12 protein-coding genes are annotated in these 14948 nt (G+C 71.9%); 2 read left to right on the top strand and 10 right to left on the bottom strand.

Going from position 1 to position 14948, the window contains the following annotated elements; all coding sequences use genetic code 11:
• Positions 1-12: 12 nt before the first annotated feature.
• The 3 genes from CHAN_RS05450 to ftsY form a co-directional block, all read right to left on the bottom strand.
• Positions 13-354, bottom strand: coding sequence for a P-II family nitrogen regulator (locus tag CHAN_RS05450; protein ID WP_048742413.1), 342 nt, complete (start codon positions 352-354; stop codon positions 13-15).
• Between the two features lie 54 nt (positions 355-408).
• Positions 409-1749 (bottom strand): ammonium transporter, encoded by a 1341-nt coding sequence (locus tag CHAN_RS05445; protein WP_290292648.1) that lies wholly within the window; start codon positions 1747-1749, stop codon positions 409-411.
• Between the two features lie 145 nt (positions 1750-1894).
• Positions 1895-3496, bottom strand: a complete 1602-nt coding sequence (ftsY, locus tag CHAN_RS05440; protein WP_290292646.1) for a signal recognition particle-docking protein FtsY — start codon at positions 3494-3496, stop codon at positions 1895-1897.
• Positions 3497-3582: 86 nt separating this feature from the next.
• On the opposite strand from ftsY, the gene CHAN_RS05435 reads away from it, so the two are divergent.
• On the top strand, positions 3583-4956 hold the full coding sequence (locus CHAN_RS05435) for an FAD-binding oxidoreductase (protein WP_290292640.1): 1374 nt from the start codon (positions 3583-3585) through the stop codon (positions 4954-4956).
• A 12-nt stretch (positions 4957-4968) separates the two neighbouring features.
• On the opposite strand, the gene CHAN_RS05430 is transcribed toward CHAN_RS05435, so the two are convergent.
• From CHAN_RS05430 to smc, 3 genes are read right to left on the bottom strand one after another with little or no spacing between them, the layout of a single operon-like run.
• Positions 4969-6054, bottom strand: coding sequence for an ABC transporter permease (locus CHAN_RS05430; RefSeq protein WP_290292638.1), 1086 nt, complete (start codon positions 6052-6054; stop codon positions 4969-4971).
• The gene (locus tag CHAN_RS05425; protein WP_290292636.1) at positions 6051-6971 is read right to left on the bottom strand and encodes an ABC transporter ATP-binding protein; all 921 of its coding nucleotides are present in this window, start codon (positions 6969-6971) and stop codon (positions 6051-6053) included. The genes CHAN_RS05430 and CHAN_RS05425 overlap by 4 nt, the downstream gene beginning before the upstream one ends.
• A 25-nt stretch (positions 6972-6996) precedes the next feature.
• Entirely contained in the window at positions 6997-10488 is a 3492-nt protein-coding gene (smc, locus tag CHAN_RS05420; protein ID WP_290292634.1) for a chromosome segregation protein SMC, read from the bottom strand.
• A gap of 95 nt (positions 10489-10583) precedes the next feature.
• Here smc and CHAN_RS05415 point away from each other — a divergent pair, with 95 nt between their 5' ends.
• Positions 10584-11117 carry a hypothetical protein gene (locus tag CHAN_RS05415; RefSeq protein WP_290292631.1) on the top strand — a complete coding sequence of 178 codons (534 nt, stop codon included), beginning with the start codon at positions 10584-10586 and terminating at the stop codon, positions 11115-11117.
• Here the strand turns inward: CHAN_RS05415 and CHAN_RS05410 are convergent.
• From CHAN_RS05410 to mutM, 4 genes are read right to left on the bottom strand one after another with little or no spacing between them, the layout of a single operon-like run.
• Positions 11107-11388, bottom strand: coding sequence for an acylphosphatase (locus CHAN_RS05410; RefSeq protein ID WP_290292630.1), 282 nt, complete (start codon positions 11386-11388; stop codon positions 11107-11109). The two genes, CHAN_RS05415 and CHAN_RS05410, sit on opposite strands and share 11 nt — an antisense overlap.
• The gene (locus CHAN_RS05405; protein ID WP_290292628.1) at positions 11385-12863 is read right to left on the bottom strand and encodes an alanine/glycine:cation symporter family protein; all 1479 of its coding nucleotides are present in this window, start codon (positions 12861-12863) and stop codon (positions 11385-11387) included. Before CHAN_RS05405 ends, CHAN_RS05410 begins: the two co-directional genes overlap by 4 nt.
• Positions 12839-14098 (bottom strand): glycosyltransferase 87 family protein, encoded by a 1260-nt coding sequence (locus CHAN_RS05400; RefSeq protein WP_290292625.1) that lies wholly within the window; start codon positions 14096-14098, stop codon positions 12839-12841. The genes CHAN_RS05405 and CHAN_RS05400 overlap by 25 nt, the downstream gene beginning before the upstream one ends.
• Positions 14095-14943 (bottom strand): bifunctional DNA-formamidopyrimidine glycosylase/DNA-(apurinic or apyrimidinic site) lyase, encoded by an 849-nt coding sequence (gene mutM / locus CHAN_RS05395; RefSeq protein WP_290292623.1) that lies wholly within the window; start codon positions 14941-14943, stop codon positions 14095-14097. Before mutM ends, CHAN_RS05400 begins: the two co-directional genes overlap by 4 nt.
• Positions 14944-14948: the final 5 nt, after the last annotated feature.

Raw genomic sequence — 14948 nt, 5'->3', positions numbered from 1 at the left:
CCGCCGGGGCGTTCAGCGCAGGGCCGCCTCGCCCATTTCCCCGGTGCGGACGCGCACGGCGTCGGTCACGTCGGTGGCCCAGGCCTTGCCGTCGCCGATGGACCCGGTGCGGGCGGCGTCGGCGATGACCGCGAGGGTCTCCGCGGCGAGGTCGTCGGGCACCGCGACGTCCAGGCGGAGCTTTTCGACGAAGGCGACCGCATATTCCGTTCCGCGGTACACCTCGACGTGCCCCTGTTGCCTGCCGAAACCGCGGACTTCGGCGACGGTGAGCCCGGAGACCCCGAGTTCCTCGAGTGCGGCGCGGACGTTTTCCAGGGTGGTGGGCTTGATGATCGCCGTGATCAGCTTCATGGCGGGTTCCTTCCGTTGTTCTTCGCTGTTCTTCGCGTTGGTTGCCGGGCCGCGTCAGCGGGTCAGCGAGACGGGGATCCCGCCCGAGGCGTCGTAGGCGGTTTCGCGGTGCTCGGCGTTGTCGACGCCGCCGCGTTCGTCGTCCTCGCCGATGCGCCAACCCATCGTCGACTTCAGGGCCATCGCCAGGACGAAGGTGACGATGCCGGAGAAGGCCAGGGCGACCGCGGCGATGATGACCTGGATGGCGAAGAGCTTGAGGCCGTGGACGCCGCCGCCGGTGAGCAGGCCGTCGCCGGTGGCCAGCAGGCCCGCGCCGACGGTGCCCCACAGGCCCGCGACGAGGTGGACGCCGACGACGTCGAGGGAATCGTCGAACCCGAAGCGGTACTTCAGCGAGACGCCCAGGCAGGCCAGCGCGCCGCCGACGGCGCCGAGGAGCAGCGAGGTCACGGGGCTCAGCGCGCCGGCCGCCGGGGTGATGGCGACGAGGCCGGCGACGATGCCCGATGCGGCGCCCAGCGACGTCGAGTGGCCGTAGCGGATGCGCTCGACCGCGAGCCAGCCGAGCATCGCGGCGGCGGTGGCGGCGGTGGTGTTCACCCACGCCAGGCCCGCCAGCCCGTCGGCGGCGAAGGAGGAGCCGGCGTTGAACCCGAACCAGCCGAACCACAGCAGGGCGGCGCCGAGCATGACGAGCGGAAGGTTGTGCGGGCGGTGCGCCTCGCGCATGAAGCCGTGGCCGCGTCCGATGATCACCGCGAGCACGAGGGCCGCCATGCCGGCGTTGATGTGGACGACGGTGCCGCCGGCGAAGTCGATGGGGGCCACGGCGGCGACGGTCTCGCCGTTTTCGGTGACCGTGCCGAACAGCTTCGCGGACAGCGAGCTCGCCGAGTCGCTGAGCAGGCCGCCGCCCCACACCATGTGGGCCATCGGGAAGTAGGCGAAAGTGGCCCACAGCCCGGTGAAGGCGAGCCACGTGCCGAACTTCACGCGGCCGGCCAGGGCGCCGGAGATCAGCGCCGTGGAGATGACGGCGAAGGTCAGCTGGAAACCGACGTCGATGACGTTGGCGTACCCGCCGGCCCCGGCCACGTAATTGCCGGCCCCGTCCGTGATCTGCCCCGCCAAGCCGAACTGCTCGAAGGGGTCGGCCACGATGCCCGCGATGGACTTCGTGCCGTAGGACATCGACCAGCCCCACAGGACGTAGACGACGCTCACGACGCCGAGTGCGCCGAAGGACATCATCATCATGTTCAGGACCGACCTTCGGCCGGTCATTCCGCCGTAGAACAGCGCGAGGGCGGGGGTCATCAGCAGCACCAGCGAGGCGGAAACGAGCATCCACGCCGCATTGCCGGAGTTCAGCACAACCTCTTCGGGGGTCATCGCGTCTCCTGTTTTCATCTTCGTTTCGGGTGGGACGAAATGATCATCGGACGACGCCGTTACGGCGGAACCCGCCGCCCGGTTACGTTTCCGTCACCGGTCGGCGGGTTCGTGTTTCGCGGTTGTTGCGCTCGTTTCGGGTGGGTTACCCCAGCAGGGCGTCGACGAAGCCCTCCGGCTCGAAGGGCGCCAGGTCGTCGGCGCCCTCGCCCAGGCCGACGAGCTTGACGGGCACGCCGAGCTCGCGCTGGACCTGGAAGACGATGCCGCCCTTGGCGGTGCCGTCGAGCTTGGTCAGGACGACGCCGGTGATGTCGACGACGTCGCGGAAGGTGCGGGCCTGCAGCAGGCCGTTCTGCCCGACCGTGGCGTCGAGGACCAGCAGCACCTCGTCGACCTCGGCCTTCTTCTCCACCACGCGCTTGACCTTGCCCAGCTGATCCATCAGGCCGGTCTTGGTGTGCAGCCGGCCGGCGGTGTCGATGAGCACCACGTCGGCGGAATCGTCGATGCCCTTGGCCACGGCGTCGAAGGCGATGGAGGCGGGGTCGGCGCCCTCCGGCCCGCGGACGGTGGCGGCACCGACCCGGCGGCCCCAGGTTTCCAGCTGGTCGGCGGCGGCGGCGCGGAACGTGTCGGCCGCGCCGAGCAGCACCTCATGGCCCTGCGCCACGAGGACGCGGGCGAGCTTGCCGGTGGTGGTGGTCTTGCCGGTGCCGTTGACGCCCACGACGAGGACGACGGCGGGCTTGCCCTCGTGCGGCAGCGCGCGGATCGAACGGTCCAGGTCCGGGCCGCACTCCTCGATGAGGACCTCGCGCAGCAGGGCTCGGGCCTCCGCTTCCGAGGACACGCCGCGGGAGGCGATGCGCTCGCGGAGCTTTTCGACGACGTTCATCGTCGCCGCGGTGCCGAGGTCCGCCATGATCAGCGTGTCCTCGATCTCCTCCCACGCGTCCTCGTCCAGATCGCCGGCGCCGAGGATGCCGAGCACCGACTGGCCGATGGCGTTCTGCGACCGCGACAGGCGACCGCGCAGGCGCGAGATGCGGCCCTCGGTCGGGGCGATGTCGTCGAGCGGCTGCTCCGGCGCGGCGGGGGCAACGGGCTCGGCGGCGGCGGGCTCCTCCAGGATCTCCTCGACGGGCTCGGGCGCGAGATCGGCCGGCGGCACGACGTCCGGCGCGGGCTGCCCGAGATCCTCGACCTCCGGCAGGGCCGGCTCGGCGGCGAGCTCCTCCGGAACCTCCGGCGCCTCCATCTCCTCGACGGGCCGGGGCTCGGGTTCGACGAGCGCAGCCTCAGATTCAAGGGCTTCCGGCGCGGCCTCGGCAGACTCAGGCTCAGGCTCGGGCTCGACCTTCTCGGTCTCCACGGGCTCCGGCTCCGGCGCAGCCTCAACCCGCTCAGGCTCCGGCTCCGGAGCAGGCTCGACGCGCTTGCCCAGGTCCGACCCTTCGGGGCGCGGCGGCAGCGGCGGGCTCGGCGGGGTGCCCAACTCCTGGCCGGGCAGGAGGTCGGGCTGCTTCTCCGGCTTCTTGGTCGCCGGAGCGGCCGGGGCGAAGTTGAATCCGCCGGTGGCCTGGTAATTCCCGGACTTTTCCGCCTGGGTCAGCTCCTCGGGGGCCTTCTTCTCCTCGAACGAGATGGTGTTCTTCTTCCGGCGGGCCAGGCCCACGAGAAGCAGAATCACCAGCAGCAGCACCACGACAACCGCGGCGAGAATGATCCATTGCGTAACCGTCATGCCCCACAGTCTTGCAGGTTCCGGCGCGCCCGTCTCGCCCCGGGTGCTCGCGCGGGTTCCGGCCGCCCCGGTAATACAGTGGCGGCATGGCCACCACCGCACTCCAGGAACTCATCGATTCGCTGCCGCCCGGCGCCGTCATCGTCGACGCCGACGTCCTCGACTCATACGCCCGCGACCGCACCGACGTACTCGCCGCGGGGGCTCCCCTCGCCGCCGTCACCGCCCGCTCCACGGACGACGTGGCCGCCGCGCTCGCGTGGGCCCATGCGAACGACGTGCCCGTCGTCACGCGGGGCGCCGGCTCGGGTCTGTCCGGTGGCGCGACCGCGACGCCGGGCTGCCTGATCCTGTCGCTGGCGAAGATGAACCGGATCCTGGCCATCGAACCGGACGATTTCGTGGCCAGGGTCGAGGCGGGCGTGATCAACGGCGACCTCGATCGCGCCGCGGCGGCGCACGGGCTGATGTACGCGCCGGACCCGTCGAGCATGGACATCTCGTCCGTCGGCGGCAACATCGCCACCAACGCCGGCGGCCTGCGCTGCGTGAAGTACGGCGTCACCCGCAATTCGGTGCGGTCCCTGACGGTGGTGCTCGCCGACGGCCGCGTGCTGCGCACCGGGCATGACACGGTCAAGGGCGTTTCCGGCTTGGACATGGTCGGGCTCTTCTGCGGCTCGGAGGGCACGCTCGGCGTGATCACCGAGGCCACCGTCGCGCTCGTGCCGCGCCCCGGAGGCGATCCCGTCACCCTGCTGGCCCCCTTCCCCACCGCCGACGCGGCGCTCGGCGCGGTATCGGCGGCGATGCGGCTGGGCGCCGACCCCGAGCTGATGGAGTTCATGGACCGCCGCACGCTGCAGGCGATCGACGATTGGAAGGGCACCGACTTCGCCTCCGCCGGCGGGATGGTGCTGGCGCAGGTCATGGGCCCGGACGCGGCGGGCCGCGCGGAGAAGATCGCGCAGGCGTTCCACGCGGGCGGTGCAGACGACGTCGCGGTGTCCGACAACGCCGCCGAAGGCGAGCAGCTCATCGCCATCCGCCGCATGGCCTACCCCGCCAAGGAGCGCCTTGGCCATTTGCTCACCGAGGACGTCTGCGTCCCCCGGTCGCAGCTGGCGCACATGATGCGCTTCATCGACGACCTCGCCGCGGAGCGCGGCTTGGCCATCTGCACCGTCGCCCACGCCGGCGACGGCAACCTGCACCCGGTGTTCATCTACGACGGCGCCACGCCCACCGACGTCCCCGACGAAATCTGGGAGGCCGCGGGCGACGTCTTCCGCGAGGCGCTGCGCGTCGGCGGCACGCTCACCGGCGAACACGGCGTCGGCACGCTGAAGCGCCGTTTCCTGGCCGAGGAACTCGGCGACGTCGGCGTGGAGGTCCAGCGCGCCGTGAAGCGCGCCCTCGACCCCAAGGGACTGCTCAACCCGGGCAAGGCCCTGGCCTAGACCCACCCGGGCTCAGGCGATGCGCACGCCCTTCGGCAGTTCGCCGGCGGGCACCCTGAGCCTGCGGTGGGCGAACGCGACGCCCAGCGCGCCGAGCAACAGGTTGACGGCCAGGCCGGGCGCCCACTTCCAGCCCGGGCGGCTCTCCGAGCGCGGCGGCGTCGGCTCCGTGATCGCGCCCGTCTCGGGCTCCCGCATGGACTCGGCGAGCTGGGCGCAGGTCTCCGGCTGGCGCTCCGGTTCGCGGAAGGCGCGGTCGGCGACGTCGCGCACGATGGGCGTCACCCCGGCCAGCTCGGCCTTGTACGGCAGGGCGTCGGAAAGCACCACCACCGGGTTGGGCGGCAGCAGCCACGCGATGCGGCGGGTGTCCATGGTCCGGATCTCGGTCATTTCCTCGCGGCACCAGGTGGTGGTGTCGCCGAGGTCGAGGTTCTCCTCGTAACGCACCATGTACGCGACCTGGCGCGTTTCGCGGTGCTCGGTCAGGGGCATCGACAGCAGGAACACCATGGGCAGCCCGATGACCAGCACGGCGACGATCAGATACGACAGCATCGTCGACGACGCCGTCCGCGGCGTCAGCGCCGATACGCCGAGCCCCATGCCGGACACGGCGAGCAGCAGCAGTGCCACGACGACCGTCCCCAGCAGCAGGGCCCACCACGGCATGCCGCCGCGGATGACGGTCCACACCAGCACGGGCAGCGAGACCAGCAGGAAGGCCAGGGAGGACAGCCATGCGGCCATGAGCTTGCCGACGGCCACCGCCCACGTGGGGATGGGCGCCGCCTGGATCAGGGCCAGCACCCCGTCGCGCCGGTCGCCGTTGATGGACGTCGCGGTTTGGGCGGGCGCCACCAGCAGCCCGACGAGCAGGACGAACAGCAGCGTGCCGGACGCGGTGGCCTCGGCCGACGCCGCCGCCCAGGCGTCCTCGTCGCCGGACAGGCCCGGCCCGACGTTGCGGAAGAACAGGGTCTGCAGCAGCACCGTGCCCGAAAGCACGACGAACCATCCGATCAGCAGCGCGCGCCACCGCGTCGATCGCGCCCGCTGCGTCAGTTCGAGGGCCAGGACCTCGCGCATCGCGTTCATTCGTTCGCACCCCATTCCAGGTATCGGGATTCCAGCGTCCTCCGGCCGAAGGACGCCACCACCACTCCGGCCGCCAGCGCCCGGGCCAGCGCGGCCGATGCGGCCTCCGGGCCGGCGGCGAATTCCGCCCACGCCAGCCGGGGCCCGTCGTCCGGGGACGCGGCGCCGACGGCGATGCCGAGAGCGGGGTCCTCGGCCTCGGCCCAGCGCCGCAGGTCGGCGTCCCCGCCGCCCGCGACCTCCAGCCGCCACATGGGCGTCCCGTCGCCGGACGACGGGGCCAGGGTACGGCCGTCGCGCATCATGATGACGTCGTCGACCATCTCCTCCAGCTCCGGCAGGATGTGGGAACTCACGATGATCGCCGCCCCGGCATCCGCCCGGCGCCGCAGGATGCCGCGCAGCGCCACCCTGGAATCGGGGTCGAGCCCGGACGCCGGCTCGTCGAGAAGCAGGACCGCCGGGTCATGCACCAGCGCCCGCGCCAGCGACAGGCGCTGCTTCTGGCCGCGCGACAGCACGCGCACGCGGCTGCCGGCGAAGTCGGAAAGGCCGACCTCCGCGAGCAGCTCCGTGGCGCGCTCGCCCGCGACGTCGCGCGGCAGGCCGTAGACGCGGCCGAAGGCGGCGACGATCTCCCACGACGTCAGCGTCTCCCACGTGCCCACGTGATCGGGCATCCACCCGATCCGCGCGCGGGCCCGGGGGCCGTCGGCCGCGGGGTCGGAACCGGCGACTTCCACCGTGCCCGAATCCGGCGCCAGCAACCCTGCCAGCACCAGCAGCAGGGTGGTCTTGCCGCAGCCGTTCGGGCCGATCAGGCCGGTGATCCGGCCCGGTGCGACGTCGACGTCCGCATGGTCTATGGCGACGTGTTCGCCGAAGGTCCTGCGCACGTCCCGGGCCTTTATGCTCATGCGTCCAACGTATAGGATGCGGCCGCTACTTCGCCGTCTCCGGCGACATGCGCTGCGAGATCACCCGTGTGACGCCGTCGCCGCGCATGGTCACGCCGTACAGGACGTTCGCCACGTCCATGGTCGGCTTCTGGTGCGTGATCACGATCAGCTGGGACGACTCGCGCAGCTCCTCCAGCAGGGCGATGAGCCGGCGCAGGTTGACGTCGTCGAGCGCCGCCTCGACCTCGTCGAGGACGTAGAACGGGCTGGGGCGGGCGCGGAAGATGGCCACCAGCATCGCCAGCGCCGTCAGCGACTTCTCGCCGCCCGACAGCAGCGACAGCCGCTTGACCTTCTTGCCCGGCGGGCGGGCCTCCACCTCGATGCCGGTGGCCAGCATGTCCTCCGGCTCGGTGAGCACCAACCGGCCGTCGCCGCCCGGGAAGAGGGTGTCGAAGACCTTGGGGAACTCCCGCTCCACGTCCAGCCAGGCCTCGGTGAACAGCCGCAGGATGGTCTCGTCGACCTCCTCCACGACGTCGAGCAGGTCCTTGCGGGCGCGGCGGACGTCGTCGAGCTGCGTGGCCAGGAAGTCGTGGCGCTCCTCCATGGCCTTGAACTCCTCCAGGGCCAGCGGGTTGACGCGGCCGAGCACGCGGAGGTCCTTTTCCGCGCGCTTGAGGCGGGCCTCGGCCTCCGCGCGGTCGAAGTCCTCCCCCGGCGCATGCGATTCGAGCAGGTCGGCGACGGGCACGCCGAGCCGGTCGACGATGGACTCCTCCATCTGATCGACGCGAAGCTGGGCCTCGGCCCGGGCGATGTCGCCCCGGTGCGCGCCGTCGGTGAGCTCGGCGACGCGCTTGGCGGCGGCCGATGCGTCGGCGCGCGCCTTGTTCAGTTCGGCGCCGATGGCCTTGCGGGTGGCCTCCAGCTCGTCGCGGTCGGCGGCGGCACGCTCAAGAGACACCGACACCTGCTCGGCGACGTCGCCGGACAGCTCGGCGACGGTGGCCGCCAGCTCGCGGGAGCGTTCCCGGCGCACCTGGGCGGCCTCGTGGCGGGCGCGGGCCTGGCGTTCCGCGGTTGCTTGGCGACGCAGCCGTTCGGCCTTCCCGCGCACCCCGCCCGAGCGTTCCTCGGCGGTGCGCAGCGCCAGCCGCGCCTCGGTTTCCATGGCTCGGGCCTGGGCCAGCGCCGCGGCGGCGTGATCGCGTTCCTCGGTGGAGGGTTCGCCCTCGGCCGGATCCTCGTCGACGCGGGACAGGCGGTCGGAGACCTCGTCGAGTTCCTCGCGCAGCTGCACCAGCCGGGCCTCGGCCTCCCCGCGGCGGGCGGCGGCGCGTTCGGCGTCGTGGTCGACTCCGGCGAGCTGCGACTGCGCGCGGGTGCGGGCGTCCTTCAGGGTCTTCAGGCCACGTTCGTGCTCGCGCAGGGCGGCGCGGGCCGCGGCGGCGTCGGTGCGGCGGTCTTCTTCTTCGGCGGCGGCGCCGGCCAGGACTCCGCCGAGGTCGGCGAGCTCCTCGCGGGCGGCGGCGAGCTCCTCCTCCGCCGCGGCGATGCCCGCGCCGATCTCCACGCTGGACTGCGCGCCGCCCGCGCCGCCCGACGCCCACCCGGGGCCGTGCAGGCGCCCGTCGGCGGTGGCGGCGCGCAGGCGGTTGTCCTCGTCGACGACGCGGCGCGCGGTCGCGGCGTCGGGGCACAGCACCACATCGACGAGCAGCGCCGACAGCGCCGCCGCCAATTCGTTCGGGTGCTCCACCACGTCCAGGGCCCACGTGCAGCCGGGCGGGATGCCCGCGTCGAGGCGCCAGCCCGCGCCGGACCCCGGTTCCACGACGGTCGCGGTGCCGGCGCCGGCGTCGGACAGCGAGGCGATCAGGTCGTCGGCCGAATGGTCCGGTGCGTCCTCGTCGCCGGCGACCAGCGCCTCGGCGGCGGGGCCGAGTGCCGCGGCGATCGCCGAGTCCCAGCCGCCGGTGACGTGCAGCGCCCCCGACAGCGCGGGCAGCCCGTGGGTGTCGCGCAACCATCCCGCCCCGTCGGTGGCGGCGGCGCGGCGGGCGGCGTCGAGGGCCTCGATGCGCGCGGACAGGCCCGACACCGTCTTCTCCAGCGCGCGCTCGCGGTCGCGGAGCTCCTTCACGCGGGCGGTGGCGGCGGTGGCCTCGGCGTCGGCGCGCTCATGGGCGCGGGCGAGCTCGGGACCGGCCGTCTCGGCTTCCGCCAGTGCCTCGGCGGCGTCGTCGAGGGCGTCGGCGGCATCGTCGCGGCGCTGCCCCGCTTCGGCCACGTGCTCGGCCAGGCGGGCGGACTCGGCTTCGGCCGACTCGATGCGCGCGCGCAGGGATTCCTCCGCGGCGACCAGCCGGACCACGCCTTCGCGGCGGTCGGCCAGAGCGCGGACCTGCGCCATGTGCTCCGATTCGGCGGCGCGGAACGCATCCTCGGCCTCCGCGAGGACGTCGCGGACCGATTCCAGGCGCTCGCGCGCCTCCGATTCGGCCTCGGCCAGCTCCTCTTCCTCGGCGGCGGCGCGTTCGGCGCGGGACTCGAGCTCCTCCGGGTCCTGGCCGGTCCACGGGGCCGGGGCGGAATCGGCGGCGCGGTCGGCGGCGATGCGCCGGGTCGCGCCCACGCGCTCCGCCAGCGCGGACAGCCGGAACCACAGGTCGCGGGCGGCGTCGGCGCGCGGGGTGACGTCCTCCAGCTCCGCTTCCAGATCATCGCGGCGTTCGGCGACCGCTTCGGCCACCGCCTCCTCCGCCGCAACCTTGTCCGCGACCATTTTCGCGCGCTCGGCGGCGTCGGAAAGCGCCTCGCGCAGCGCGACCAGGTCGGCCGCCGCGAGCGCGAGCCTGGCCTGGCGCAGATCGGCCTGCACGGTCTGCGCGCGTTGGGCGGCCTCCGCCTGCCGGGCCAGCGGCTTCAGCTGCCGGCGCAGCTCCCCGACCAGGTCCTCCAGACGGTCGAGGTTGCCCTGCATCGACTGCAGCTTGCGCTGGGCCTTTTCCTTGCGACGCCGGTGCTTGAGCACGCCGGCGGCTTCCTCGATGAACGCGCGGCGCTCCTCCGGCCGCGACTCCAGGATCTGGGCGAGCCGGCCCTGGCCGACGATGACGTGCATCTCGCGGCCGATGCCCGAATCGCTGAGCAGCTCCTGGACGTCCATCAGGCGGCAGCGCGAACCGTTGATCTCGTACTCGCTGGCGCCGTCGCGGAACATGCGGCGCGTGACCGAAACCTCGGAATAGCCGATGGGGAGGACGCCATCGGAGTTGTCGATGGTCAGCGTCACCTCGGCGCGGCCCAGCGGCTTGCGGCCGGACGTGCCGGCGAAGATGACGTCCTCCATCTTCCCGCCGCGCAGGGTCTTCGCGCCCTGCTCGCCCATCACCCACGCCAGGGCGTCGACGACGTTGGACTTGCCGGAGCCGTTCGGGCCGACGACCGCGCAGATGCCCGGCTCGAACTTCAGCGTGGTCGCCGACGCGAAGGACTTGAATCCCTTGAGGGTCAGCGATTTGAGGTGCACGGCTGATCATTGTGCCATGTCGGGTACGTGAATAGCACCGCACGCGCCCGCCGCGACGGGAGGCCGGCCACCCGCGGCCGGGGTATCGTGCCCACATGAGCATCCACGTGACCGATCCGGATGAGGGTCTGTCCCCGCGCACCAGCCATCCCCGATTCGTCGAATTCGCACCCGAGCGCTTCTACTCCGAAGTCGACGAATTCGCCCCGTTCGGCAACGACTCCGGCGCGGACGTCCTGGACGTCCTCGAGGAACTGGCCGAATCCGACGGTGACGGCGTCGACGCCCTCGACGCGCTCCGTGAAATCCTGTCCGACTGGGACTTCGGCATCGACCCGGAGTTGTTCGGCGCCGGCGACGACGAAGTGCGGGCCTGGGTCGCCGAGAACCCGGGCGAGGTGAACGCGCTCGCCGCCGAAGCCCAGGCCCGCATCGCCGCCGCCATCGGGCAGGTCAAGATCACCGGCGCCGCCGAGGACCGGCTCCTCCGCGTCGGCGAGCAGGGCGCCCGCGTGCTCGGCATGCTCGATCCCGGGGAACATCGGGAAGAGCATCTCGCCGCACTCGCGGAAATCCGCGAATTCCTCGCGGCCGCGGCGGCGAGGGAGCGCGGGGGCGCTACTTCCTGAGGAAACCCTCGTAACCGCCGCGGGCGTCGCCGACCTCGCTGACGACCGTCGACACCGAGCCCGGGGCGTCGGGGCCCTCCAGCCAGGCGAGCAGCTCCTCGCAGGCCGCGGCGGGCCCTTCCGCGATGACCAGCACCCGGCCATCCGTGTAATTCTTCGCGTATCCGGTCAACCCCAGCTCCAGGGCCCGCACGCGGGTGGCCCAGCGGAAGCCGACGCCCTGCACGTGCCCGTGGACCCAGGCGGTCAGGCGCGATCCGCCGTCGCTCATCGCGCCACCTCGGCCGCGCCGCCGTCGTCGGCGCGGACCGTCATCGGGTCGGAGCCGTCCCAGCACTCGATGTTCTCGCGGCCGCGCAGGCCCGGAATATCATCGCGGTGGAACACGGGGTTGAGTCCCCTGGCCCTCTGCGCCGAGTAGTTGGCCAACAGCGCCACCGCCACCCCGCCCAGCGGCAGGATCGCGGCGATGTTGATGGTGGCCATCAGCGCCGAGAAGACGTCGGCCAACGCCCAGACCAGCGGCACCGAACCGATCGCGCCGCCGAGGACGCACAGCATGATCAGCGCGCGCACGCCGTTGAGGACGCTCCTGCGCTCGTCGAGGAAGGGCACGTTGGCCTCGGCGTAGTAGTAGTTGCCGATGATCGACGAGAACGCCAGGAAGAAGATGATCACCGTCACCGCGTGGGTGGCCCAAGAACCGACTTGGGCGGCCAGCGCGGCCTGGGTCAGCGACGTGCCCTCCGCCTCCGCGCCGTACACCGGGTTCGACAGCAGGATGATGACGGCCGTGACCGTGCACACGATGATCGTGTCGAAGTAGACGCCGAGCGTCTGGATCAGACCCTGCTTGCACGGGTGGGACACCGACGACGTCGCGGCGGCGTTCGGCGTGGAGCCCATGCCGGCTTCGTTGGAGAACAGGCCGCGGCGCATGCCCTGCATGATGGCGGTGCCCACGGCCGCGCCGGCGATTTCGCGGATGCCCAGGGCGTGCTCGACGATCAGCGCCAGCATCGACGGGACCTCGCTCCAGTTGAGCACCAGGACGATGATGCCCAGGATGATGTACGCCATGGCCATGACGGGCACGATGACCTGGGTGACCTTCGAGATGCGCTGCACGCCGCCGAAGATGATCGCGCCGGTGGCCGCGGCGAGCACCAGGCCGATGATGACCTTCAGGTTCGGCGAGTCGTTTCCGGTGGATTCGGCCACGGCGGCCGTGATGGAGTTCGACTGCACCGCGTTGAACACGAAGCCGTAGGTGATGGTGATGGCCAGCGCGAACAGGATGGCCAGCCACCGGAACTTCTCGCCCAGGCCGCGGGTGATGTAGTAGGCCGGGCCGCCGCGGTAGGACTCCCTGTCCTTCACCTTGTACAGCTGGGCGAGGGTGGACTCGACGAAACTGGTCGCGCCGCCGACGATGGCCAGCAGCCACATCCAGAACACCGCGCCCGGGCCGCCCGTGGAAATGGCCACCGCCACGCCGGCGACGTTGCCGGTGCCCACGCGCGACGCCGCCGAAATGGTGAACGCCTTGAAGCTGGAGATGCCCTTGACGCCCTCGGAAATGTCCGACGGCTTCTCGGCGATGGCGCGGAACATGTCCGGCACATAGCGGATCTGGACGACGATCGTCCGGATGCAGAAGTACAGGCCCGCCAGAATGAGCAGGCCGATCATGAACAGCCAGTACTTGTCGTTCCAGGCCGTTACCGCGCTTGTGGCGCTTTCCATCCATTCCATGAATGCGACATTAGACGCGACTCAGCGGACGGTAAATGCCTTGACAGGAACCACATCATGATCAACGCGGCCACCGCCCACCACAGGTAGGCGTTGCCGAACACGTGCCAGAAGGCGCTCCAGTCCAGTTCACGGCCTTGTTCCGCCGGTGCGAGCGCCTGGGGCTCGAATGCGAAGCACACCACTCCGGAGGCGATGAAAATCCACGGCAGCGCCCCACCCGGATCGCCCCTCCGGCGTGGTGCCCGCAGGGCGAGAACGGTCACCGCGATGACCATGACGGGCACCCAGACCCAGTGGTGCGACCACGATATGGGCGACGCCAGCAGCCCGAACAGGGCGTTGGCGCACACGGCGAGGAAGGGGTGCCCGTCGCGGAGCAGCCGCAGCATCACGGCGACGGTGACGGCCAGCGCCGCCAGCACCAGCGCCAGCCACAGCCCGCCGCCGGAGTCCTCGGTGTGCAGGCCCAGGCGCCACAGTTCGGCGTCGATGGATTGGTTGGAGGCGTACATGGGGCCGCCGATGCGCCCGGTGTTGGCCAGCGTGTCCGTCCAGTACCGGGCCGAATCGGCCGGCGCCGCGAGGTGCCCGAGCAGCGTCAGCCCGCCGGCCGACGCCGCGATGCGCGCGATGCCGCCCCAGTCGCGGCGCAGCAGGAACCACAGGCCGAACACCGCCGGCGTGAGTTTGACGGCGATGGCGGCCCCGGTGAGCAGGCCCCGCCAGCGCGGCGGCACGACGAGGACGTCGATGGCCACGAGCATCATCAAAATGACGTTGACCTGCCCGAAACCGATGGTCGTGTGCACGGGGCCGAACCACAGCAGGGCGGCGGTCAGCGCCAGCGCGAGCCATCCCGCGTCGGCGGCGCGCAGGCCCCCGAGCTTTGCGACGACCTCCCGCAGCACCCACCACAGCGACCCCATCGTCGCGGCCGCGACGAGGACGAAGACCAGCTGCAGCGGCATCATCGCCAGCGGCGCGAAGAGCACCGCGGCCACCGGCGGATACGTGAACGGCAGCCAGACGCCGCTGGACGTCGGGAAGGAGCCGTCGTAAAGCGGGAGCCCCTCGAGGAAGCGGAGGCCGCCGACCGCGTACACGTCGGCGTCGAGGAAGTAGCGCGGTGCGCCGGAGAAGTGGACGAGCTTCGACGCCGCGAGCGCGGCGAAGACGACGGAAATGAGCGCGCGGACCCCGGGCCGGCGCAGAACGGGCATCATGCGGCCTCCCGCGGCAGCCGCTGGCACCGCGGGCAGTGGTAGCTGGAACGGTTCATGAACGTCGACCGGACGATCGGCCGGCCGCAGCGGGAGCAGGGCTCGCCTTCGCGGCCGTACGCCTCCAGGTCGCGGGAGAAGTAGCCCGATTCGCCGTTGACGTTGACGTACAGCGAGTCGAAGCTGGTGCCGCCGACCTTGACCGCCCGGCCCATGACCTCGCGGCCCGCCCGCAGGAGCTTCGCCAGCGTGCGCACCGACAGCTCGTCGGCGGGGGTCTCGCCGTGGACGCGGGCGGCCCACAGCATCTCGTCGGCGTAGATGTTGCCGATGCCCGAAACGACCTCCTGGTTGAGCAACACGCGCTTGATGCCGCTGGTGCGGCGGCGGATCACGTGGGCGAGCGCGACGGGGTCCACCCGCGGATCCATCAGGTCGCGGGCGATGTGCGCGGCCGGCTCCGGCACGCCGTCGGCGCCGGCGTCGCAGGCCCACACCCACCCGAACGTCCGCTGGTCGCGGAACTGCAGCGTCAGGCCGTCGAGTTCGAGCGTGGCGCGCACGTGCGGCGAGGGCGGCGTGTCCGGGCCGGGCACGATCAGCTGGCCGCTCATGCCCAGGTGGATGAGCAGCGCGGAGGCGTCGTCGAGCGTCAGCCACAGGAACTTGCCCCTCCGGCCGGTGCCCGTGATGGTGCGGCCGACCAGGCGTTCGCCGAACTCCGCGGCACCGCCCGGCTGACGGCGCACCGCACGGTCGCGGAGCACGCGCGCGCCGGTGATGCGGCGCCCGCGGACGTGGGGATCGAGCCCGATGCGGATCGTCTCGACTTCGGGCAGTTCAGGCATCCGCC

The organism is Corynebacterium hansenii (assembly GCF_030408795.1).
Lineage (GTDB): Bacteria > Actinomycetota > Actinomycetes > Mycobacteriales > Mycobacteriaceae > Corynebacterium > Corynebacterium hansenii.
This window is presented reverse-complemented; position numbering and strand designations above follow the sequence as displayed.